The 21,380-nt window shown below is 70.6% G+C and carries 19 protein-coding genes; 10 read left to right on the forward strand and 9 right to left on the reverse strand.

Features of this window, described 5'->3' with window-relative positions; translation table 11 throughout:
• Positions 1 to 27: 27 nt before the first annotated feature.
• Entirely contained in the window at positions 28 to 1,524 is a 1,497-nt protein-coding gene (locus tag ABZW17_RS23385) for an aldehyde dehydrogenase family protein (protein ID WP_354817794.1), read from the forward strand.
• Positions 1,525 to 1,614: 90 nt separating this feature from the next.
• Here ABZW17_RS23385 and ABZW17_RS23390 read toward each other — a convergent pair whose 3' ends face one another.
• Complete coding sequence (locus ABZW17_RS23390; RefSeq protein ID WP_354817797.1) at positions 1,615 to 3,183, reverse strand: GMC family oxidoreductase N-terminal domain-containing protein; 1,569 nt, start codon at positions 3,181 to 3,183, stop codon at positions 1,615 to 1,617.
• 155 nt (positions 3,184 to 3,338) lie between these two features.
• Here ABZW17_RS23390 and purS point away from each other — a divergent pair, with 155 nt between their 5' ends.
• Together purS and purQ are read left to right on the forward strand one after the other, a co-directional pair.
• Positions 3,339 to 3,578: a phosphoribosylformylglycinamidine synthase subunit PurS gene (gene purS / locus ABZW17_RS23395; RefSeq protein WP_013230759.1), complete on the forward strand. Its 240-nt coding sequence runs from the start codon at positions 3,339 to 3,341 to the stop codon at positions 3,576 to 3,578.
• Positions 3,575 to 4,252, forward strand: coding sequence for a phosphoribosylformylglycinamidine synthase subunit PurQ (purQ, locus tag ABZW17_RS23400; protein WP_354817800.1), 678 nt, complete (start codon positions 3,575 to 3,577; stop codon positions 4,250 to 4,252). Before purS ends, purQ begins: the two co-directional genes overlap by 4 nt.
• A gap of 175 nt (positions 4,253 to 4,427) precedes the next feature.
• Here purQ and ABZW17_RS23405 read toward each other — a convergent pair whose 3' ends face one another.
• Together ABZW17_RS23405 and ABZW17_RS23410 are read right to left on the reverse strand one after the other, a co-directional pair.
• Entirely contained in the window at positions 4,428 to 6,173 is a 1,746-nt protein-coding gene (locus ABZW17_RS23405) for an ABC transporter ATP-binding protein (protein ID WP_354817803.1), read from the reverse strand.
• On the reverse strand, positions 6,170 to 7,804 hold the full coding sequence (locus ABZW17_RS23410; protein ID WP_354817806.1) for an ABC transporter ATP-binding protein: 1,635 nt from the start codon (positions 7,802 to 7,804) through the stop codon (positions 6,170 to 6,172). Before ABZW17_RS23410 ends, ABZW17_RS23405 begins: the two co-directional genes overlap by 4 nt.
• Before the next feature lie 338 nt (positions 7,805 to 8,142).
• Here ABZW17_RS23410 and purL point away from each other — a divergent pair, with 338 nt between their 5' ends.
• Complete coding sequence (gene purL, locus ABZW17_RS23415) at positions 8,143 to 10,425, forward strand: phosphoribosylformylglycinamidine synthase subunit PurL (RefSeq protein WP_354818109.1); 2,283 nt, start codon at positions 8,143 to 8,145, stop codon at positions 10,423 to 10,425.
• Between the two features lie 160 nt (positions 10,426 to 10,585).
• Here purL and ABZW17_RS23420 read toward each other — a convergent pair whose 3' ends face one another.
• The 5 genes from ABZW17_RS23420 to ABZW17_RS23440 form a co-directional block, all read right to left on the reverse strand.
• Complete coding sequence (locus ABZW17_RS23420; RefSeq protein WP_354817809.1) at positions 10,586 to 11,683, reverse strand: pentapeptide repeat-containing protein; 1,098 nt, start codon at positions 11,681 to 11,683, stop codon at positions 10,586 to 10,588.
• A 4-nt stretch (positions 11,684 to 11,687) separates the two neighbouring features.
• A complete protein-coding gene (locus ABZW17_RS23425; protein ID WP_354817812.1) occupies positions 11,688 to 12,596 on the reverse strand; it encodes a hypothetical protein in 909 nt (302 codons plus the stop codon).
• 217 nt (positions 12,597 to 12,813) lie between these two features.
• A complete protein-coding gene (locus ABZW17_RS23430; RefSeq protein ID WP_354817815.1) occupies positions 12,814 to 13,683 on the reverse strand; it encodes a lysozyme in 870 nt (289 codons plus the stop codon).
• A 192-nt stretch (positions 13,684 to 13,875) separates the two neighbouring features.
• Positions 13,876 to 14,685, reverse strand: coding sequence for a lysozyme (locus ABZW17_RS23435; RefSeq protein ID WP_354817818.1), 810 nt, complete (start codon positions 14,683 to 14,685; stop codon positions 13,876 to 13,878).
• A gap of 90 nt (positions 14,686 to 14,775) precedes the next feature.
• The gene (locus ABZW17_RS23440; protein WP_354818112.1) at positions 14,776 to 15,480 is read right to left on the reverse strand and encodes a type VII secretion system-associated protein; all 705 of its coding nucleotides are present in this window, start codon (positions 15,478 to 15,480) and stop codon (positions 14,776 to 14,778) included.
• 56 nt (positions 15,481 to 15,536) lie between these two features.
• On the opposite strand from ABZW17_RS23440, the gene ABZW17_RS23445 reads away from it, so the two are divergent.
• A complete protein-coding gene (locus ABZW17_RS23445; RefSeq protein ID WP_354817821.1) occupies positions 15,537 to 15,917 on the forward strand; it encodes a sterol carrier family protein in 381 nt (126 codons plus the stop codon).
• A gap of 17 nt (positions 15,918 to 15,934) precedes the next feature.
• Here ABZW17_RS23445 and ABZW17_RS23450 read toward each other — a convergent pair whose 3' ends face one another.
• A complete protein-coding gene (locus ABZW17_RS23450) occupies positions 15,935 to 16,732 on the reverse strand; it encodes an SAM-dependent methyltransferase (RefSeq protein ID WP_354817823.1) in 798 nt (265 codons plus the stop codon).
• 200 nt (positions 16,733 to 16,932) lie between these two features.
• Here ABZW17_RS23450 and ABZW17_RS23455 point away from each other — a divergent pair, with 200 nt between their 5' ends.
• From ABZW17_RS23455 to purM, 5 genes are all read left to right on the forward strand, one after another.
• Positions 16,933 to 17,811 carry a helix-turn-helix transcriptional regulator gene (locus tag ABZW17_RS23455; protein ID WP_354817826.1) on the forward strand — a complete coding sequence of 293 codons (879 nt, stop codon included), beginning with the start codon at positions 16,933 to 16,935 and terminating at the stop codon, positions 17,809 to 17,811.
• 263 nt (positions 17,812 to 18,074) lie between these two features.
• Complete coding sequence (locus ABZW17_RS23460) at positions 18,075 to 18,314, forward strand: DUF397 domain-containing protein (RefSeq protein ID WP_020642237.1); 240 nt, start codon at positions 18,075 to 18,077, stop codon at positions 18,312 to 18,314.
• A complete protein-coding gene (locus ABZW17_RS23465; protein WP_354817829.1) occupies positions 18,301 to 18,606 on the forward strand; it encodes a hypothetical protein in 306 nt (101 codons plus the stop codon). Before ABZW17_RS23460 ends, ABZW17_RS23465 begins: the two co-directional genes overlap by 14 nt.
• A 118-nt stretch (positions 18,607 to 18,724) precedes the next feature.
• Positions 18,725 to 20,251 (forward strand): amidophosphoribosyltransferase, encoded by a 1,527-nt coding sequence (purF, locus tag ABZW17_RS23470; protein ID WP_354817832.1) that lies wholly within the window; start codon positions 18,725 to 18,727, stop codon positions 20,249 to 20,251.
• A 28-nt stretch (positions 20,252 to 20,279) separates the two neighbouring features.
• Entirely contained in the window at positions 20,280 to 21,350 is a 1,071-nt protein-coding gene (purM, locus tag ABZW17_RS23475; protein WP_354817835.1) for a phosphoribosylformylglycinamidine cyclo-ligase, read from the forward strand.
• Positions 21,351 to 21,380: the final 30 nt, after the last annotated feature.

Here is a 21,380-nt window from a genome sequence, read left to right on the forward strand (position 1 = left end):
CTGACCCTCGAACCACGGGAGACGCCGATGACTGCCGTCCAGCCGAAGCCGACGTCGGTCGGCGAGACCTTCGACTCGCTCAGCCCGGCGACCGACGAGGTGGTCGGAACGTACCCGATCCACAGCGCGGAAGACGTCAAGGCGGCCGTCGAACGAGCGCGCGTCGCGGCGGCGTGGTGGGCGGGCCTCGGGTTCGCCGGCCGCGCCGAGCGGCTCAGGGGCTGGAAGGGCGTGCTGACGCGGCGGCTGCCGCAGCTGTGCCAGGTGGTCCGCGACGAGACGGGCAAGCCGATCGCGGACGCGCAGCTCGAGAGCGTGCTGGCCATCGAGCACATCGCGTGGGCGGGCAAGCACGCGAAGAAGATCCTCGGCAAGCAGAAGCGGTCGGCCGGCCTGCTGATGTCGAACCAGGCGGCGACGGTCGAGTACCAGCCGCTGGGCGTGGTCGGCGTGATCGGCCCGTGGAACTACCCGGTGTTCACCCCGCTGGGCTCGATCGCGTACGCGCTCGCGGCGGGCAACGCGGTGGTGTTCAAGCCCAGCGAATACACGCCGGGCGTCGGGAAGTGGCTGGTCGACGCCTTCGCCGAGATCGTCCCGGAGCAGCCGGTGCTGCAGCTGATCACCGGCTTCGGCGAGACGGGCGCGGCGCTGGTGACGTCGGGGGTGGACAAGATCGCGTTCACCGGCTCGACGGCGACGGGCAAGCGCATCATGGCGGCGGCGGCCGAGACGCTGACCCCGGTGGTCATCGAGGCGGGCGGCAAGGACCCGGTCCTGGTCGACGCGGACGCGGACCTCGACGCGGCGGCGGACGCGACGGTGTGGGGCGCGTTCTCGAATTCGGGCCAGACGTGCATCGGCGTCGAGCGGGTGTACGTCCACGAGAAGGTGCACGACGAGTTCGTGGCCAAGGTGGTCGAGAAGTCGAAGGACGTCCGCGCGGGCTCGGACGAAGCCGCGCAGTACGGCCCGGTGACGATGCCGTCCCAGCTGGGCGTGATCAAGCGCCACATCCACGACGCACTGGCCCGCGGCGGCAAGGCGGTCCTGGGCGGCGAAGACGCGGTCGGCGACCGGTACGCGCAGCCGACGGTGCTGGTCGACGTCCCGGAGGACTCCGAGGCGGTGACGGAGGAGACGTTCGGCCCGACGGTGACGATCGCCAAGGTCGCTTCCATGGACGAAGCGGTCGAACGGGCGAACAACACGAAGTACGGCTTGGGTTCGACGGTGTTTTCGAAGTCCCGCGGCGTGGAGCTGGCGGAGAAACTGCGCACGGGCATGACGGCGATCAACGCCCCGCTGTCGTTCGCGGGCATCGCGTCCCTGCCGTTCGGCGGCGTGGGGGATTCGGGCTTCGGCCGCATCCACGGCCCGGAGGGCCTGCGCGAGTTCGCCCGCACGAAGGCGATCGCCCGCCAGCGCTTCACGGCCCCGTTGACGCTGACGTCGTTCAACCGCAAGGAATCAACGGACGCCCTGGTGGCCAAGCTGGTGACAATCCTGCACGGCAAGCGTTGAGACGGTCCGGGGCTGTGGACAACTCGCGTCCGCAGCCCCGGAACTGTCGGTGCCCGCGGCTAGACTGGCAATTGGGGGGCCGAGGGCCGCCTACTTCCCCCGGATCAGATCCGCCGCCTTCTCCGCCACCATGATCGTCGGTGCGTTGGTGTTCCCCCGCGGCACCACCGGCATCACGGAAGCATCGACCACCCGCAGCCCCTCCACCCCCTGCACCCGCAGCTCCGCGTCGACCACCGACCCGATCGCGCACGTCCCCACCGGGTGATACAGCGTCTGCGTGTGCTCGCGCACGTGCTCGGCCAGCTCCCCGTCGCTCAAATCGTGCCGCGACGGCAGGAACGGCCGATCCAGGAACCGCCGCAACGGCCCCGACTTCCCGATCTCGATCAGCGCCCGCAACCCCGCGATCATCGTCTCCATGTCACGGGGCTCCGAGTAGTAAGCCGGGTCGATTTCCGGCTTCCACAACGGATTCGCCGACTTCAGCCGCAGCCGTCCGCGGCTCGCCACGTCCACCAGCGTCGCCGCCGAGGTGAACCCCGGGGTCGTCCACTCGCGCATCGCGTTGTCGTAGAACAACGTCGGCGCCACGTGGATCTGCATGTCCGGCGCCGGCAGGCCGTCCGTGGTCGGGTAGAACGCGCCTGCCTCGCCGACGTTCGACGTCAGCGGCCCGCGCTTGGTCAGCTGGTAGCGCATCAATCCACGCGGAGTCGCCGATTCGACCAGGTCCGTCGTGTCGCGCGTCGTCCAGATGATGCCGCACGCCGGGTGGTCGTGCAGGTTTTCGCCGACCCCGGGCAGCGCGGCGACGACGTCGATGCCGTGCTCGCGCAGGTGCTCGGCCGGCCCGACACCGGAAACCATCAGCAGCTGCGGGGAGTTCACCGCGCCACCGCTCAAAAGCACCTCCGCCGAAGCGCGCGCAGTGTGCTCGACCCCGTTGTCCAAATAGGACACGCCCACCGCGCGCGTGCCTTCGAAGACGACGCGGGTCGCCGGCGCGAGGGTCTTCACCGTGAGGTTCGGCCGCGAAAGGGCCGGGCGCAGGTACGCGTCGGCGGTCGACCACCGCCGGCCCTTCTTGCACGTCACCTGGTAGACGCCGGCGCCTTCCTGGCTCTCGCCGTTGAAGTCGTCGGTGCGCTTGAGGCCCCACGCGACGGCCGAGTCGACCCAGGCCTGCGACAGCTCGTGGGTGAACCGGCGGTCCTCGACGTGCAGCGGGCCGTCGGTGCCGTGCAGCGGCCCGCCGAGCCGCTGGTTGCCCTCCGCACGCTTGAAGTACGGCAGGACGTCGTCCCAGCCCCAGCCGGTGGCGCCGTGGGAATCGCGCCAACCGTCGTAGTCGGCGCGGTTGCCGCGGATGTAGATCATCGCGTTGATCGACGAGCAGCCGCCGAGCATCTTCCCGCGCGGCCAGTACGACGTCTTCCCCGTGTGCTTCTGCTCGACGGTCTCGTAGTTCCAGTCCCACTTGGTCTTGAACAGCGACGCGAACGCGGCGGGGATGTGGATCTCGTCCGCGGTGTCCTCCGCGCCCGCTTCGAGCAGCAGGACCTGGGCCGAAGGATCCTCGGTGAGGCGGTTGGCGAGGACGCACCCCGCGCTGCCGGCGCCGACGATGACGTAGTCGTAGGACTCCTGGACGGCCACGGTGCCTCCTGTTGGCGAGATGTCAACGACTCATCATGGCGCAGCCCCGCGCCGTCGGCCAGTCTAGGTTTCCCGGTGGGCCCCGCCAGGGGGTCGAGAGGGTGAACTATGCTCGCGGGGTATCCACGACCTGCGTGAATAAGGAGCAGCCTGCCGTGGCCCGAGTCGTCGTCGACGTCATGCCGAAGCCCGAAATCCTCGACCCGCAGGGACAGGCCGCGCTCGGCGCCGCCGGCCGCCTGGGGTTCACCGGGATCACCGAGATCCGCCAGGGCAAGCACTTCGAGATCGAGGTCGACGACACCGTCGACGACGCGACGCTGGAGAAGATCGCCGAAGGCTTCCTCGCGAACCCGGTCATCGAGCAGTGGACCATCACGCGGGTGGACGCGTGAGCGCGCGCATCGGCGTCATCACCTTCCCGGGCACGCTCGACGACGGCGACGCGGCCCGCGCGGTCCGCTACGCCGGCGGCGAGGCCGTGCCGCTGTGGCACGCCGACGAGGACCTGCGTGACGTCGACGCCGTGGTCGTCCCGGGCGGGTTCTCCTACGGCGACTACCTGCGCGCGGGCGTGATCGCCCGGTTCGCGCCGGTGATGACGCCGGTGATCGAGGCGGCGCGCGCGGGCATGCCGGTGCTCGGCATCTGCAACGGGTTCCAGATCCTGTGCGAAGCCGGCCTGCTGCCGGGCGCGATGATCCGCAACCAGGGGCTGCACTTCATCTGCCGCGACCAGTGGCTGCGGGTGGAGAACACGTCCACCGCGTGGACCACGCGCTACGACGAAGGCGCGGAAATCCTCATCCCGATGAAGAACATCGACGGCTGCTACATGGCCGAGCAGTCCACTTTGGACGAGCTGGAGGGCGAGGGCCGCGTGGTGTTCCGGTACGTCGGCGGCAACCCGAACGGGTCGCGCAACGACATCGCCGGGATCCGCAGCGAGAACGGCCGAGTGGTCGGGTTGATGCCGCACCCGGAGCACGCGATCGACGCGCTGACCGGGCCGTCGGACGACGGGCTGGGCATGTTCTTCAGCGCGGTGGACGCGCTTGTGAAGGCTTGAGGGCGGCCCTCGGCCCCCCGGTATCCATGCTACCGGCGGGGGCCGACAGTTCCGGGGCTGCGGACGTGAGTTGTCCACAGCCCCGGAAGGTCACTGGCCCTGGTCGTTCGAGAGCCACCTCTCCGGCCGCACCCGGTGGTCATCCACCGGGGAGCAACACGTCCGCCGTTCCGGACTAGCTCGCCGCCGCCACCAGCCGGGCGTACGAGCCGCCCGCGGACAGCAGCTCGTCGTGCGCGCCCAGCTCCGTGATGCGGCCGCCCTCGACCACCGCGACCCGGTCGGCCGCCGCGGCCGTGTGCAGGCGGTGGGCGATCGCGATGACCGTCCGCCCCGACAGCACGCTGTTCAGCGACCGCTCCAGGTCCCGCGCCGAGCCCGTGTCCAGCAGCGACGTCGCCTCGTCGAGGACCAGCGTGTGCGGGTCCGCCAGCACCACCCGGGCCAGCGCCAGCTGCTGCGCGATCGCCGCCGGCACCGGGTGCTCGCCCGAGCCCAGCTTCGTGTCGAGCCCGGAGGGCAGCGCCGCCACCCACTCCGACGCACCCGCCGAGTCCAGGGCCGCCAGCAGCTCGTCGTCGGTCCAGTCGCCGCCTTCGCGGCGGGCGGGCAGGGCCAGGTTCTGGCGCAGCGTCCCCGAGAACACGTGGTGCTCCTGGGTCAGCAGCAGGACCTCGCCGCGCAGCACGTCGTCGGCCAGCGCCGAGACGTCCTGGCCGCCGATCCGCACCGAGCCCGACGACGGTGCCGCGATGCCGGCCAGCAGCCGCCCGAGCGTCGACTTGCCCGCGCCCGACGGCCCGACGATCGCCAGCCGCTCGCCGCGCGGAACCCGCAGGTCGATGCCGTGCAGCACCTCGCGGTCCGCGGTGTAGGCGAACCGGACGTCGTGCACGTCGATGTCGCGCCCGCGCGGCACGTCGGTCACCTTCGCCGACCCCTCGGCCGAGACCTCGTGGACGCCCCGGATCCGGCGCGCCGCGGCCGCCGCGACCTGCAGGTCCTCCAGCCAGAACAGCGCCTCGTTGAGCGGCGCCGCCATCGCCTGGACGTAGAGCAGCATCGTGGTGATCTCACCCAGCCCGGCCCAGCCGCGCGTGTACGCGAGCAGCCCGAGCGGCAGCATCACCGCCAGCGGCAGCACGTAGCTGATCTCCAGCGACGGCAGCCACCGCAGCTGCAGCCGCCGCATCCGGCGCTCACCGAGGATGCTCTGGTCCAGCGCGTCGTACGCGGCGCCGATCCGCCGCTCGGCCAGCCCGAGCGCCTCGACCGTGCGCGCGCCTTCGGCCGTCTCGTGGACGCTCGTCGTCAGGTCCGCCCAGCGGTCGAGCATCCACTGCATGACCGCCGGGATCCGCCGCTGGTACCAGACGTTGACCGGCACCAGCAGCGGCAGCGCCACCAGCAGGCCCAGCGCGAGCAGCGGCGACGTCAGCACCATCGCGACGACCGTGAACACCACGGTCACCGCCGCGACCAGGATCTCCGGCGCCGCGAACCGCGCCGCGTGGTCGATCCGGCCGAGGTCGGTGGTCGCCCGGCTGAGCAGGTCGCCCGTCCCGGCCGCCTCGACCGTGCCGAGCGGCAGCTGCAGCGCCGTCCCGACGAACTCCTCGCGCGTCTCGGCCAGCACCAGCTCGGCGAACACCGCGCCGCGCATCCGCGCGATCTTCCGCGCCAGCGCCTGCAGCACGAGGATCCCGACGAACGCCGCCGCCAGCACGTCGACGCGCCCGGTCGTGGTGCCGGCCGCGACGTCGTCGACCAGCGCGCCGAGCAGCTGCGGCCCGGCCAGCCCGATCAGCGTCGCCGCGGCCAGCGAGCCCAGCAGCAGGCCGAACTCGCGTTTGTGCAGTGCCGCCGTCTTGAGCGCCCAGCGGCGGACGTCCTGCCGGGACGCCGTGGGAAGGCGTTTCACACCGTCACCCCTTTCGCGGTGAAGACTTCGTCCGCCACGTGTGTCCACAAGGGACTCTGACTGAACACCACCGTGGTCTTGCCGCGGCGCAGCGCCGCGACGCGCTCGGTGATGCGGGCCTCCGTGTGCGCGTCGACCGCCGACGTCGGCTCGTCGAGCACCAGCACGTCGGCGTCGGCCGCCAGCGCGCGGGCCAGGTTCAGCCGCTGCCGCTGGCCGCCGGACACCTCGCGGCCGCGTTCGCCGATCACCTCGTCGACGCCGTCGGGCAGGGCGTCGACGATGTCGTCGGCGTCGGCCGCGTACAGCGCTTCGGTCGTGCTCACGCCGCCGGCTCGCGCCGGGGCCAGCTGCTCGCGCAGCACGCCCGAGAACCAGATGTCCTGGTTGTGCGCGTAGACGACCCGCCGCCGCAGCTCCGCGAGCGCGACGTGGTCCGCCCGGACCCCGCCGACCAGCACTTCTTCGCCCTCGGCCGGGTCGGCGAACCGGGCCAGCCGATCGGCCACGGCTTCGCCGTCGGCGCCGAAGTCGACGACCGTCAGCCGGCCCGGCGCGACCCGGACCCCGCTCTCGGTGTCCACCAGCTCCAGCGGTCCCTCGGGCAGCGGCACCGGCGTTTCCGGGTCCGCCAGCTTCGGGCGGATGGCCAGCAGCGCGACGACCTTCCGCGACGCGACCAGCCCGGACGTGATCGAGCCGACCGCCTCCGTCGCCGCGGTGACCGGCCAGATCAGGAACGCCGAAACGCCGTAGAACGACACCAGCTGCCCGACGCCGATCTCACCCGCCACGGCCAGCCGCGCGCCCAGCCAGGTGATCACCACGGTGACCAGCCCGGGCAGCGCGATCTCCGCCGCGGCCAGCCACGCCTCGGCCTGGCCGACCTCGATCCCGGACCGCCGCACCCGCTGGCTCGTCTCGCGGAAGCGCGCGAAGAACCGGCGCTCACCGCCGATGCCACGCAGGATCCGCAGGCCGGACACGATGTCGGCGCCGAGCGCGTTGACGTCCCCGCGCTTCTCACGCTGCTTCGCCTTGCGCTTCTGCAGCGGCGCAAGCAGCGGCCCGATACCCAGCACGGCGAGCGGCACACCGACCAGCGCGACCACGCCGAGCAGCGGCGACGTCGAGATCAGCCACACCGCGACCACGACGAACGCCAGCAGCGAGCCGAACGCCCGCCCGGTCATCTCGACGGTGTTCCCGATGTGGTTGATGTCGGTGGTGCTGATCGCGACGAGGTTGCCGGTGGTGGTCTGTTCCCGCAGCGCGGCGCCGACGCGCGTGGTGTGCGCCGACACCGCCCGCTGCGTCGAGCCGGCGCCGTGCAGCCACAGGCCGTAGTTGAGGAAGTGCAGCCAGGTCCCGGACAGCGCCTGCACCACCCCGAGCGCGGCGGCGGCCAGCGCCCAGCGCCAGACGGCAGCGCCGTCGTGGGCACCGACCGCCCCGATGCCCTGGCCGATCACCAGCGGCACGAGCGCACCGGGCAGCGCCCAGACAACACCGATCGCGGCGGCCCCGAGCACGGTGCCGAGCCGAGCCCGGAACACGGCGAGCAGGAAGCGCCTCGCGGTCGGTCGCGCGGGCAGCCGCAGCGGCGGGAAGGGATATGTGGCGGAAAGCACGATTCCCGACGGTAAGCCGACGCCCCGGAGAAGGCGACCGATTTTCCCGGACCACGACCGCACGGGCGCCCATTCGAGCCCACAGGTGCACCCACTCGCGCCCGCCTCGACGCACCCCGGCCGCTCGGGGGACCCCCGGTTTCAACGTTACTCGCGAGCACCGACAATTCCGGGCCCGCGCGCCGCCCGCGCACCCGAGCTGTCCACAGCCGGCCGGGCCGTTCGATGTCGCGTCGCTCACACCGCGCCCGGCCCGTCCGATTTCGACGGCCCACCGTCCGGGGCGCCACCGGGCGGCACGTATCCTGACGGCCGTGGCGAACCCTGACACGGACACCGTGACCAGCACCGTTGACACCACCGAGCGCGCCGGGGCGACCCCGGACCACACCCAGCCCTACCGCGAGCTCGGGCTCGCCGACGACGAGTACGCCCGCATCCGCGAGATCCTCGGCCGCCGGCCCACCGACGCGGAGCTGGCGATGTACTCGGTCATGTGGAGCGAGCACTGCTCCTACAAGTCCTCCAAGAAGCACCTTCGCTACTTCGGGGAGACCGCCACCGACGAGATGAAGGCCAAGATGCTGGCCGGCATCGGCGAAAACGCGGGCGTCGTCGACATCGGCGAGGGCTGGGCGGTCACCTTCAAGGTGGAGAGCCACAACCACCCGTCCTATGTGGAGCCCTACCAGGGCGCGGCGACCGGCGTCGGCGGCATCGTCCGCGACATCATGGCGATGGGCGCGCGGCCCCTCGCGGTCGCCGACGCGCTGCGCTTCGGCCCGGCCGACGCCCCCGACACCAAGCGCGTGCTGCCCGGCGTGGTCGCCGGCGTCGGCGGCTACGGCAACTGCCTCGGCCTGCCGAACATCGGCGGCGAGCTGGTGTTCGACCCGTCCTATTCGGGCAACCCGCTGGTGAACGCCCTCTGCGTCGGCGCGATGCGCGTCGAGGACCTGCACCTGGCGTTCGCGTCCGGCACCGGCAACAAGATCATCCTGTTCGGCGCCCGCACCGGCCTCGACGGCATCGGCGGCGTTTCCGTCCTGGCGAGTGACACCTTTTCGGGTGACGAGTCGGCGTCCGGCCGCAAGAAGCTGCCGAGCGTCCAGGTGGGCGACCCGTTCACCGAGAAGGTGCTCATCGAGTGCTGCCTCGAGCTGTTCGCGCAGAAGCTGGTCGTCGGCATCCAGGACCTCGGCGGCGCCGGCCTGTCCTGCGCGACGTCCGAGCTGGCGGCCGCCGGCGACGGCGGCATGCACATCTATCTCGACCGTGTTCCGTTGCGCGCCAAGGGAATGACGCCCGCCGAGGTGCTCTCCAGCGAGTCGCAGGAGCGCATGTGCGCGGTCGTCTCGCCGGAGAACGTCGAGGCGTTCATGGCGGTCTGCCGCAAGTGGGACGTCATCGCGACCGACATCGGCGAGGTCACCGACGGCGAGCACCTGGTCATCACCTGGCACGACGAGGTCGTCGTCGACGTCCCGGCGCACACGGTGGCCCACCAGGGCCCGGTGTACGACCGGCCGATCGAGCGTCCGTCCACTCAGGACGCACTGGTCGCGGACACCTCCGCGAAGCTGCCGCGACCGTCCACTTCGGACGAACTGCGCGCGGACGTGCTCAAGCTGATTTCGTCACCGAACCAGGCGTCCAAGGAATGGGTGACGTCCCAGTACGACCGTTACGTGCGCGGCAATTCCGTGCTGGCGCAGCCGTCGGACTCAGGGATGATCCGCATCGACGAGTCTTCGGGCCGGGGCGTCTCGGTGGCGACGGACTGCAACAGCAAGTTCGTGTACCTGGACCCGTACCGCGGCGCGCAGCTGGCGCTGGCGGAGGCGTACCGCAACGTGGCCACGGGCGGCGCGACGCCGGTCGCGGTGTCGGACTGCCTGAACTTCGGCGCCCCGACCGACCCGGGCGTGATGTGGCAGTTCGAGCAGGCGGTCCACGGCCTGGCGGACGGCTGCGTCGAGCTGGGCATCCCGGTGACGGGCGGCAACGTGAGCTTCTTCAACCAGACGGGTTCGACGGCGATCCTCCCGACCCCGGTGATCGGCGTGCTCGGCGTGATCGACGACGTGACCCGCCGGATCCCGACGGGCATCGGCGCGGAGGCGGGCGAAACCCTCCTGCTGCTGGGCGAAACCCACGACGAGCTGGACGGTTCGGCGTGGGCCCGCGAGCTGCACGGCCACCTCGGCGGCGTGCCGCCGCGCGTCGACCTGGCTCGCGAAAAGCTGCTGGGCGAGATCCTGGTGGCGGGTTCCCGCGACGGAATGATTTCGGCGGCCCACGACCTCTCGGACGGCGGCCTGATCCAGACCCTGGTCGAGACTGTACTGATTGGACAGTGCGGCGCCCGGGTGTTCCTGGACGCGGACCAGGACCCGTTCGTCCAGCTGTTCTCGGAGTCGGCGGGCCGGGTCCTGGTGGCGGTCCCGCGCACGGAGGAGCTGCGCTTCACGGAGATGTGCACGGCCCGCGGCCTGCCGTGGCGCAAGACGGGCGTGGTGGACCCGGAGTCGGGCACGCTGGAGCTCCAGGGCATCACGGAGTTCACGCTCGACGAGCTGCGCGCAGCCTGGGAGCCGACGCTTCCGGCCCTGTTCGACTGAGGTCCGTTCCGACCTGTCCACAACCAGTCGCGGTTGTGGACAGGTCGGGTGCGCGCGGGCCTTTCCGGCGTTTTTGTCGCACCCTGCCGGTAGACTGGACTTGGGACGCCCCCCAGGGAGGGTGGGGGCCGCCTGAGGTCTCGGGAGTCGCCCGGCAGGCTCAACCCGCCTTGGCGACGATCCGCAGCTCCCCATCGCGAAGTTCCTCGGTCCCCCAAACCTCAGGCAACCGCAGATCCTTCTCCCCCCGCACCAGCGTGTTGTACAGCGAAACCGACTCCGGCAGCACCCCGAACCGCAAATCGGTCTGCCCCAGGAAACAAGCCCGCCGAAGGTCAAGGGACCCCGTCACCTTCACCCCGGCGAAGATCGCGTCGTCGCCGAATCGCGCGTCCTTGAACGTGGTCTCCCCGGCGAACGTACTGTCCGTGAAGTCCGTCAGCTCAGCGAAGTGCGTCCCGCTGAACCATGCGTGGCTCTCGAAAACCGCGCCCCGGCAACGGAAATACCCGATCAGCCGGCCCGAGTCGCTGCCTGCCGCCGTGAAGTACGCCTTTCCGGTGAAGCGGCAGCCGCTCAGGTTGGTGCTGCTGTGCAAGGTTGCGTACCGCAGCAGCATTCCGCCGATCCGGCGGCCGGAGAAATCCAGGTACTCGACGACCGCGCCCGTGAGATCCAGGTCGTAGTCCGCGGCGTCCGGTGCGTCGGCCGGGGGGAGCAGATCCTTGACGAGGCGCTGGGCGGTGAGGCGCACCTGGAGCTCCTGCTCCTGCTCGGGCGTGCCCCGCGCGCCACCGCGTTCCTTGCGGTCGAGCTCGTAGCGCGGGTGCTCGAACGGCCGCCGCAAGTACGAACACAGCACGTCCAGCACCGTCTGCGTGTAGTCCGGGCGGCTCCGCGCCAGACCCGCCAACGCGTGCAGCGCCCCCACCCGCACCTGGTCCGCCGCGTGGCCCAGCAGCTCGACCGCCTTCGCGAACCGCTCGTCGGCTACCCGGGCGCGGTCCTGCTCCGCCCGCTGCGACTCCAGCTCGTGCCGCTGGCGCTCGATGTCCTGGCGGCGCTCCTCCACCCGGCGGCGCCGGTCGTTCAGCCACAGCGCGTACAGCGCCACGATCGCGCCGCCCGCCAGGCCGCCCGTCTTCAGCGCGTCGCTGCGGCTGGTGGCGGGGTCGGTCAGCAGCCAGCCGCCGACCCCGAGCAACAGCGCCACCGATGCGAGGAACGTCCACGCCAGCGGCGATCGCCACAGCTTCACCGGCTCAGGACACCAGCATCGTGCTGACGCAGAAGCCCTTGTCGTCGAAGTTCGTCGCGCTCAGCGTGCCCTTGACCGGCTTGCCCGCGGCCGTTCCGGTGACCTGGCCCTCGACCAGGTACTTGTCGTTCGGCACCTCGCCGAGCTGCAGCTGCAGCGGCGGCTTGAGGAACGTCGAGAGCCACGACTCGAGCAGGTCCTTCGAGTCCGCGCAGCCCAGCGCCACGGCGCCGTTGTTGTCGCCCGCGTTCAGCTTGTCGATGAACCCCTGCAGCACGGCCTTAGCGTCCGAGGCGCCTTCGCTGCCGCCGGGCGTCGTCGGCTTCGAGGCCGTCGGCGTCTTCTTGGGCGTCGACGGCTTGGGGGCCGTCGGCTTCGCGGACGTGCTCGACGCCGGGGGCGCGGCCGTGTCCTCCTTCGACAGGAAGAACCCGGGTGCGACGAACCCGGTGATGCCCACCAGGGCGAGCACGACGACCACGGCCGCGCCGATGGCGATCCACATCCCGGTCTTGCTCTTCTTCGGCGGCGCCGGCGGCCCGCCGAAACCCTGCCCGTAGCCGCCGGCCGCCGGGTCCCAGCCGGACACCTGGCCGGCCGCGTTCGGGTCCCACTGCTGCTGGCCGTACTGCTGCGCGTTCGGGTCCGCCCACGCCTGCTGCTGCTGCGCGTTCGGGTCGGCCCACTGCTGCTGCGCGTACGGGTCACCCCACGTCTGCTGCTGCGGGTTCGCCGGGAAACCGCCCGACGCCGGCGGGTAGCCCGGCTGCGGGTACTGCTGGGTCGGGTACGGCTGGTTCGGGTCCCACCCGCCCTGCTGCGGGTACGGCTGCTGCGGGAAGCCGCCGGACTGCGGCTGCTGGCCGTACGGGTCGGGCTGGCCGGGTTGGCCCGGCTGAGGCGGGTAGGTCATCGGTCCATGCCTTCCGGGCGCTGGGGGTGTTCGTGCGCTTCCGACGTCCGGAGGACGCGTGCGGTTCCCCCGGGCGTGGCTGCAGCATTCTGCAAGCTCGGACGGTACGGCATGAAACCGGCTCCCGGATCGTGACGACGCGAAACTGTCTTCCGGGGGCTCCGGGTGGCGGAGCCCCGGTCGTCACCGCACGATCCGGGAGCCGGGGTCGAGGTGGTCAGCCGTTGGCGAGTGCCTGGAGCCGGTCGTAGGCACCGTTGAAGGTGTCCTGGTCGAGCGGGCTCGACGTGTACTGCCAGACGGTGTAGAAGCCCCAGTTGTAGGGCAGGGTGCCGACCGACGACGAGTACCGCGCGACCCACAGCGGGGCCGTGCTGGAGAAGTCACCGCTGACGCACTGGCCCCACCAGTTCGTCGACGTGTAGATCACCGGGTACCGGCCGGTCTTGGCGTGGTAGGTGTCGTGGAAGTCGAGGATCCACGCCGTCATCGCCGCCTTGCTCAGCCCGTAGCAGGTCGCGCCGTACGGGTTGTACTCCATGTCCAGCGCCCCGGGCAGCGTCCGGCCGTCCTGTGACCAGCCGCCGCCGTGCGCGACGAAGTACGTCGCCTGCGCCGCGCCGCTCGAGGTGTTCGGCGTGGCGAAGTGGTAGGCGCCCCGGATGAAGCCCTGGTTGTAGGAGCCGTTGTACTGCTGCGCGAAGTACGGGTTGGTGTAGTTGGTGCTCTCCGTGGCCTTGGTCCAGACGAACCGCTTGCCCTGGTTCCACCAGCTCGCCCAGTCGACGTTGCCCTGGTAGCTGGCGACGTCCATACCGGCCACGGTGGCCAGCACCTGGTTCGGGACGGCCTGCGCCGGCTGCGGTTGCTGCGCCGCCTGCTTCGACTCCGGTGTCGACTTGTCGCCTTCGACGCGCCGGATCTGCGACCCCAGTTCGTGGTTGTGCACGGCGATGTCCGCGTTGATCGCGGCCACGGGGTCGACTTCGGGGGAGAAGGTCGTCGCCTGGGCCGTGCTGCCGAGCAGGAGCAGCGTGGCCGGGACGACCAGGGCGGCGAACAGCCGCCCTCTTCGGGATGTGGACATGTCGGATCCCTTCACAGATACCCTCGCGGTGGGCGGCTTACTGCAGGTAGCCGCCCGAGCACGATTGTTGGGGACGAAGTGGCGTTTGTCACTCAGTTCCGTGAAATTGGGTATACGTGTGGGTGATTTTCTCCGGAAGTCGATCTTCAATTGGTGACTGGTTAACACCTATTATTCGAAACACTGGGCCGTTCAGCCCAGCGCGAGCGCCAGCAACCGGTCCGCCGAGCCGTTGAACCAGTTCTGGTCGCCGGGCAGCGTGCCGCGGTCGGCGAACTGCCAGATCGCGTGGATGGTCCAGCTCGCGGGCAGCTCGCCGATGAAGGTGTTGTAGCGCGCGATCCACAGCGGGTTGCCGCCGAACCCGGCGTTGTTCGCGGTGCAGCGCTTCCACCAGCTCGTCGACGTGTAGATCGTCGGGAGCCGCCCGGTCGCGGCCAGGTAGGTGTCGGAGAAGTCGTGGATCCACGCGACCATGCCCGCGGCGTCCTTGCCGTAACAGGTCTCGCCGTACGGGTTGTACTCCGCGTCGAGCGCGCCCGGCAGCGTCTTGCCGTCGGCCGACCAGCCGCCGCCGTGGGCCAGGAAGTACCGCGCCTGCGACGCGCCGTCGGAGACGTCCGGCCGCGCGAAGTGGTAGGCGCCGCGGATCAGGCCGACCTGGTAGGAGCCGTTGTACTGCTGCGCGAACTGCGGGTTGACGAAGCCGGTGCCCTCGGTCGCCTTGACGTAGACGAACCTGGCACCCGACCCCGCCGCGCCGGGCCAGTCGACGGGGCCCTGGTGGCCGCTGACGTCGTGGCCGAGCTGCTGGTCGCTGCCGCCGTACAGCACGCCGGGGACCTCGCCGACCCCCTCGACCTTGGCGATCTGCGAACCCGCGTAGTGGTCCTCGGCGCCGGCGTAGCTGTCCGCGGCGGTCGCCGGGACCGCCCCGGCGAGGAGCAGGATTGCGGCGGCGAAGGGCACCAGCGAACGACGTCTCACCCTCTTGCACCCCATCCGTCTCGTCAGACTTCTTCAGCCTCACGATGCACCCGAGCCGCCGGTTCGGCGACTCGGGTGGTCACCCGATGGAGTTAGATCCGCAGGTCAGCGGCGTTCGTCGGCGAGGGCCTTCAGGAGGTGCTCCGCCGGCACGACGGCCGTGATCAGGTCGTGCGGGTTGATCGCGACGGGGTGGCCGCCGAGCAGGCTCACGATGTCGCGGCCGAGCACGGCCCGCGCGTGCGGCCACTCGCTCGGCACCAGCGCCTTGCGCGTGTACGCGGGCACCATGACCCGGCCGTCGGTGTTGTGGAAACCGATGACGGTCCGCTGCACCGGGGACATCGCGTACACGAACAGCGTCGCGTCGAGGACGACCTTCGGCAGGTCCGACGGCGGCCGGTGCTCGGTGCGGACGAGCTGCAGCAGGTGCTCGAGGTCGTTCGCCGGGTCCGGGAACCCGAGCGCCTTGGGCGAGGGCCGGTAGCGGTCGTTCGGGTGGAAGTCGGCGACGACGTCCCCGGCGCCGTTCACCGGGTACGCGCCGACGACCGCCCACGACGGCACCGGGCCGTTCGGGTCGAAGGCCTCGTCGATGACGTAGAGCCAGCTGTCGGGGTTGGCCCGGGCGTTCGCGCGCATCTCCGCGGTGATCTCGGGTGTGCCGTGCTTGCCGGCGCGCCGCGCCTGCTGGCCTTCGCGCCGCGAAGCGCGGTTGTGCTTGCCGTGCCTGCCGGGGCGATCGGCTCCGCTTCCGGTGGGCTGCTGCGAAACCATCCGATCCGCCTCGTCCCGCTGCGCCATCGTCATCCCCACGTTCTCGGGTGTGCCTGCCAAGTCTTGGTGCGCCACTCTACTGTTTGCCCATGGCCTCTTCGCGTTCGGTCGACCCCGGACAGTTACGTGCCGCGGTGCTGGCGATTTCGCCGTGGTTGCACGGCGATGCGCCCGATCCGGCGCGCCCGGAACTGGCCGCGGCGGTCCGCCTGTCCCTGCACGCGCTGGCGGCCGACGCGCCGGGCCGGACGGTCGAGGTGCGGGTGCCGCCGTTCGCCGCGGTGCAGTGCGTGGAGGGCCCGCGCCACACCCGCGGCACCCCGCCGAACGTCATCGAGACCGACCCGCGGACGTGGCTCGAACTGGCGACCGGCCGGCTGGACTGGACCACGGCGGTGGCGGACGGCCGGGTGTCCGCTTCGGGCACCCGGGCCGACCTTTCCCACTGGCTCCCCCTCGTCCGGCTCTGACGGACGGGGAGCGCGGGTCACGGCTTGCGGCCGACTCCGCCCGCGATGGTCCGCTGCGCGACGTTGAGGTCCTTGAGCCGCGGGCCGTCCGGCCACCAGTCGGCGCACAGCGTCACGCCGGGGTCGACCAGTTCGAGGCCGGGGAACAGTTCCTCGATCTCCTTCTGCGTCCGGAACGTGCCCGAGCCCATCGGGCTGTGCAGGAAGAAGTCCTCCATCCGGCGCGCGGTCGCGGAGTCCTCGTTCTCGGGGTCGAAGAAGTGGCTGAGCCCGACGAAGGAGCCGGACGGCAGGGCGTCGACGTACTTCCGCATGATCTCGGCCGGCCGGTCGTGGTCGCCGGTGTAGTGGTGCAGCGTGCCCATCTGCAGCAGGACGAGCGGCTGGGTGAAGTCGATGTGCTCCCGGACGACCTCGTTGTCGAGGATCCGCTGCGGCTCGAAGATGTCCTCGGCGACGAAGTGGGTGTGCTCGTTCTCCTCCAGCAGCGCCCGGCCGTGCGCGAGGACCACCGGGTCGTTGTCGACGTAGACGACCGTGGTCTCCGGGTTGATCCGCTGGACGACCTGGTGGGTGTTCTCCGCCGTCGGCAGGCCGGAGCCGAGGTCGAGGAACTGGGTGATGCCCGTCTGGCTCGCGAGGAAGCGGCAGGCGCGGATGAGGAAGCCGCGGTTCTCGAACGCCAGGTCCTGGGCCTCCGGGGCGGCCTTCTGCACCTTGTGCAGGACCTCCCGGTCGATCTCGTAGTTGTCCTTCCCGAGCAGGAAGGCGTCGTACACGCGCGCGATGCTCGCTCGGGTCGGGTCGACCCCCACGGGAACTCGTTCGGTCCGGGTCGCGGCGTCGGGCATCTTGAACCTCGCAAGTTCTGTGTCGAAAGTCTCGTACCCTACGTAGAGTAGGACTACACACGCATGCGGTAAACCGGGTCACCTCTTTGCGCAGGACGGCCCAACGTGTACTTTCGGTAGTCGGGCTAGAACCCCCTGGTGACGTGAGCGCGGAAGGTCCGGGAATGAACGCGGTGAACGCGTCCGCAGGTGAACAGAACATCGGTCCCACGGCGCGCCGGATGATCCTGGGCTCGCAGCTCCGCCGGCTCCGGGAAGAGGCGGGTGTCACCCGTCAGCAGGCCGGTTACAACATCCGTGGGTCGGAGTCGAAGATCAGCCGGCTCGAGCTGGGCCGGGTCGGCTTCAAGGAACGCGACGTCACCGACCTGCTCACGATGTACGGCGTCGACGACCCGAACGAGCGCCGCACGTTCCTCGACATGGTCAAGCAGTCGAACGAGCCGGGCTGGTGGCGGCGCTTCGGCGACACCATGCCGAACTGGTTCACCGACCTCGTCGGCCTCGAAGAAGCCGCCGCGCGAATCCAGATCTGGGAACCGATCTACGTCTCGGGCCTGCTGCAGATCGAGCCGTACGCGCGGGCGATCTTCAGCCACGGCCGCCCGGAGATGGCCGACGAGCGCGTCGACCAGCTCGTCGCGCTGCGGATGCGGCGGCAGAAGATGTTCAGCAGGCCGGACGCGCCCCGGGTGTGGATGGTGCTCGACGAGTCGGTGCTGTACCGCCCGATCGGCGGCATGAAGGTGCTCAAGCAGCAGATCGAATACCTGCTCGAGATGAGCGCGCTGCCGCACGTGTCGGTCCAGGTGCTGCCGTACTCGCGCAGCGGGCTGTCCGCCGAGCACGCGTTTTCGCTGCTGCGGTTCGGTGAACCGGAACTGCCGAACATCGCGTACGTCGAATACCTGACCGGCGCGCACTACATCGAGAAGCGCGAAGAGATCGAAAAGTACAGCCGCGCGCTCGACATGCTGGCCGTCGACGCGGAGACGCCGGAGCGAAGCCGGTCGATGCTCGCCAAGCGCCGGCAGGAGATCTGAAAACCGCTCTTACCAGGGCTCTTGCGGCCCTCGGCGCCCCGGTAATCGGTGACTATCGGTAGCGATTAGGCCATTCGTGCAGCCGACTATCCCCCTTTAGGTTAACGGCGTCCGCGGGATTCTTTACCGTCAGAGAACTTTGCAAGAAATTCTGCACGTGCATTTACCGCTGCAGGCGAACGTGCTAGCCTCCGATACGCGGGCAAATGCACATGCAGATGCATCGGCCCCAAAGGATCTTCCGCATCGAGAGGTGGGAAACCATGGCTGAGCGTTTCGAAAACGGCATCCCGGCCGACCGGCTGTCCGGTGCCCAGTGGCGCAAGGCGAGCTACAGCGGCGCGGTCGGCAACTGCGTCGAGGTCGCCCCGCTGTCCAACGGCGAGATCGCGATGCGCAATTCGCGCTTCCCGACCGGCCCGGCGCTCGTGTACACGCGCGCGGAAATGGCGGCGTTCCTGGCGGGGGCCAAGGACGGCGAATTCGACGATGTCCTCGGCTGAGGTCGTCGCCCCCGTCTTCGACATCGAAACCGGACTGCAGGAGCTGGTGGCTCGCGGCTACCAGTTCGTGCACCCGGCCGACGAGCGCGGTGAGGTCCTCGCTGTCGTCGGCGTGCGGGTGCACGACGACGTGGTGGACGTGGTGCGGCTCAACGCCGAAGACGACGTCGTGGCGACCAGGATGCCCGGCACCGAAGAGAACATCTTCGAGCCGGAGCGGTGGCTGTGGCGCCGCCGCGGTGAAGGCGCGATGGTGCTGACGGAGATCCTCTCCCTGCCGGACGCGTGCTAGACGTGCCGGCTCGCGGCCCCTGTCCGAAGTGGTCAGAACCACGTCGGGCGGGGCCGGGCCGGGGATCGGACCGTTTACACTGAAATCGGCCTGACCACGTCTTCCCAGGAGCTCCTCGGTGGTTTCCGACCCGCAGCTCGTGTCCGACCAGCCCGAACCGGAACCCCGTGAGGAGTGTGGCGTCTTCGGCGTCTGGGCTCCCGGGGAAGAAGTTGCGAAGCTGACCTACTACGGCCTTTACGCCCTGCAGCACCGGGGCCAAGAGGCCGCCGGCATCTCCGTCTCCGACGGCTCGCAGATCGTGGTCTTCAAGGACCTCGGCCTGGTCAGCCAGGTCTTCGACGAGCAGATCCTGCAGTCGCTGCAGGGCCACATCGCCGTCGGGCACTGCCGGTACTCGACCACCGGCGCGACCATCTGGGAGAACGCGCAGCCGATCTTCCGCACCACCGAGACCGGCAGCGGCCTCTCCTTCGCGCACAACGGCAACCTGGTGAACACCGCCGAGCTGCGCGAACGCACGATCGCCGCCGGCCTCAAGCCGCACGCGGGCCTGACCGGCTCGTCGAGCGACTCCGACCTGATCTGCGGCCTGCTCGCCGCGACCGCCGCCGACAAGGGCATCGAGGCCGCGGCCATGGAGCTGCTGCCCACCCTCAAGGGCGCCTTCTGCCTGGTGTTCTCCGACGAGAACACGCTGTACGCGGCCCGTGACCCGCACGGCGTGCACCCGCTCGTGCTCGGCCGGCTCGAGCGCGGCTGGGTCGTCTCGAGCGAGACGGCGGGCCTGGACATCGTCGGCGCGTCCTTCGTCCGCGAGGTCGAGCCGGGCGAACTGATCGCGATCGACGCCGAGGGCCTGCGCTCCTCCCGGTTCGCGAACCCGGAACCCAAGGGCTGCGTCTTCGAGTACGTCTACCTCGCCCGTCCCGACACCACGATCGCCGGCCGCGGCGTCCACGCGACCCGCGTCGAAATCGGCCGCCGCCTGGCCGCCGAGCAGCCGATCGAGGCCGACCTGGTGATGCCCGTGCCGGAGTCCGGCACGCCGGCCGCGATCGGCTACGCGCAGGGCTCCGGCATCCCCTACGGCACCGGCCTGGTGAAGAACGCCTACGTCGGGCGCACGTTCATCCAGCCGTCGCAGACCATCCGCCAGCTGGGCATCCGGCTCAAGCTGAACCCGCTGCGGGACGTCATCCGCGGCAAGCGCCTGGTCGTGGTGGACGACTCGATCGTCCGCGGCAACACCCAGCGCGCGCTCGTCCGGATGCTGCGGGAGGCCGGCGCGCTCGAGGTGCACGTCCGGATCGCGTCACCGCCCGTGCGCTGGCCGTGCTTCTACGGCATCGACTTCGCGTCGCGGGCCGAGCTGGTCGCGAACGGCGTCGACACCGACGGCATCCGGCGCTCGATCGGAGCCGACTCCCTGGGCTACATTTCCCTGGACGGCCTGGTCGCGGCGACGGAACAGCCGAAGTCGCGGCTGTGCACGGCGTGCTTCTCCGGCGAGTACCCGATCCCCCTGCCGGAGGACGCATTGATCGGGAAGCACCTGCTCGAAAGCCTCGACGCGGTCAATGGCGCGGCGACCCCCGTCAGTCCCGCCGGGTACGGTGCCGAAGACGCCGTCCGGCGTCCCTGAGTTCCTTCCAGTAGGGAGTCCGTCCACCGTGAGCGAGTCCACGAGCGCCACGTACGCCGCCGCCGGGGTCAGCATCGACGCCGGCGACCAAGCCGTCGAGCTGCTCAAGCCGCACGCCGAGCGGGCCACGCGACCCGAGGTCGTGGGTGGCGTCGGCGGCTTCGCCGGGCTCTTCTCCCTGAAGCTCGACAAGTGGAAGGAGCCGGTGCTCGCGTCCTCGACCGACGGCGTCGGCACCAAGATCGCCGTCGCGCAGGCGCTGGACAAGCACGACACCGTCGGCATCGACCTGGTCGCCATGGTGGTCGACGACCTGGTCGTGACCGGCGCCGAGCCGCTGTTCCTGCAGGACTACATCGCCGTCGGCAAGGTGCACCCGGAGAAGATCGCCGCGCTGGTCGGCGGCATCGCCGAGGGCTGCGTCAAGGCCGGCTGCGCGCTGCTCGGCGGCGAGACCGCGGAGCACCCGGGCCTGATGGGCGAGCACGACTACGACATGTCGGCCACCGGCGTCGGCGTGGTCGAGGCGTCCCAGCTGCTCTCGCCGGAGAAGGTCCGCCCGGGTGACGTCGTGCTGGCCCTCGGCTCGTCCGGGCTGCACTCGAACGGGTACTCACTCGCCCGGCACGTGCTGCTGGACATCGCCCGGATGCCGCTCGACGGGCACGTCGAGGAGTTCGGCCGCACCCTCGGCGAGGAGATGCTGGAGCCGACGCGGATCTACGCGAAGGACTGCCTGGCGCTCGCCGCCGAGACCGAGGTCCGGACGTTCGCGCACATCACCGGCGGTGGCCTGGAGGCCAACCTGGCCCGCGTCATGCCGCGCGGCCTGGTCGCCCGGCTCGAGCGCGGCACCTGGACGCCGGCACCGGTGTTCGCCCTGATCGGCCAGCGCGGCAAGGTCGAGCGGGCCGAGCTGGAAAAGACGTTCAACATGGGCGTCGGCATGGTCGCGATCGTCGGCGCCGAAGACGTCGACCGGGCGCTGGCCATGCTGACCGCGCGGCACGTCCCGGCGTGGATCCTGGGCGACGTCCAGCCCGCCGGCGACGTCGACGGCCCGCGCGCGGTGCTCTCGGGCGACCACCCGCGGTTCTGAAACGTGCTTGATCGCGGCTGTCACACTTGA

The organism is Amycolatopsis sp. NPDC004625, from assembly GCF_040609695.1.
Lineage (GTDB): Bacteria > Actinomycetota > Actinomycetes > Mycobacteriales > Pseudonocardiaceae > Amycolatopsis.

Excerpts from the sequence above, each read along its gene's own strand:
- ABZW17_RS23465 (WP_354817829.1), top strand. The coding sequence starts at position 18,301 with ATGTCCTCGGCTGAGGTCGTCGCCCCCGTCTTCGACATCGAAACCGGA.
- ABZW17_RS23435 (WP_354817818.1), bottom strand. The coding sequence starts at position 14,685 with ATGGGGTGCAAGAGGGTGAGACGTCGTTCGCTGGTGCCCTTCGCCGCC.
- ABZW17_RS23445 (WP_354817821.1), top strand. The coding sequence starts at position 15,537 with ATGGCCTCTTCGCGTTCGGTCGACCCCGGACAGTTACGTGCCGCGGTG.
- ABZW17_RS23440 (WP_354818112.1), bottom strand. The coding sequence starts at position 15,480 with ATGACGATGGCGCAGCGGGACGAGGCGGATCGGATGGTTTCGCAGCAG.
- ABZW17_RS23385 (WP_354817794.1), top strand. The coding sequence starts at position 28 with ATGACTGCCGTCCAGCCGAAGCCGACGTCGGTCGGCGAGACCTTCGAC.
- ABZW17_RS23455 (WP_354817826.1), top strand. The coding sequence starts at position 16,933 with ATGAACGCGGTGAACGCGTCCGCAGGTGAACAGAACATCGGTCCCACG.
- ABZW17_RS23430 (WP_354817815.1), bottom strand. The coding sequence starts at position 13,683 with ATGTCCACATCCCGAAGAGGGCGGCTGTTCGCCGCCCTGGTCGTCCCG.
- ABZW17_RS23460 (WP_020642237.1), top strand. The coding sequence starts at position 18,075 with ATGGCTGAGCGTTTCGAAAACGGCATCCCGGCCGACCGGCTGTCCGGT.
- ABZW17_RS23425 (WP_354817812.1), bottom strand. The coding sequence starts at position 12,596 with ATGACCTACCCGCCTCAGCCGGGCCAACCCGGCCAGCCCGACCCGTAC.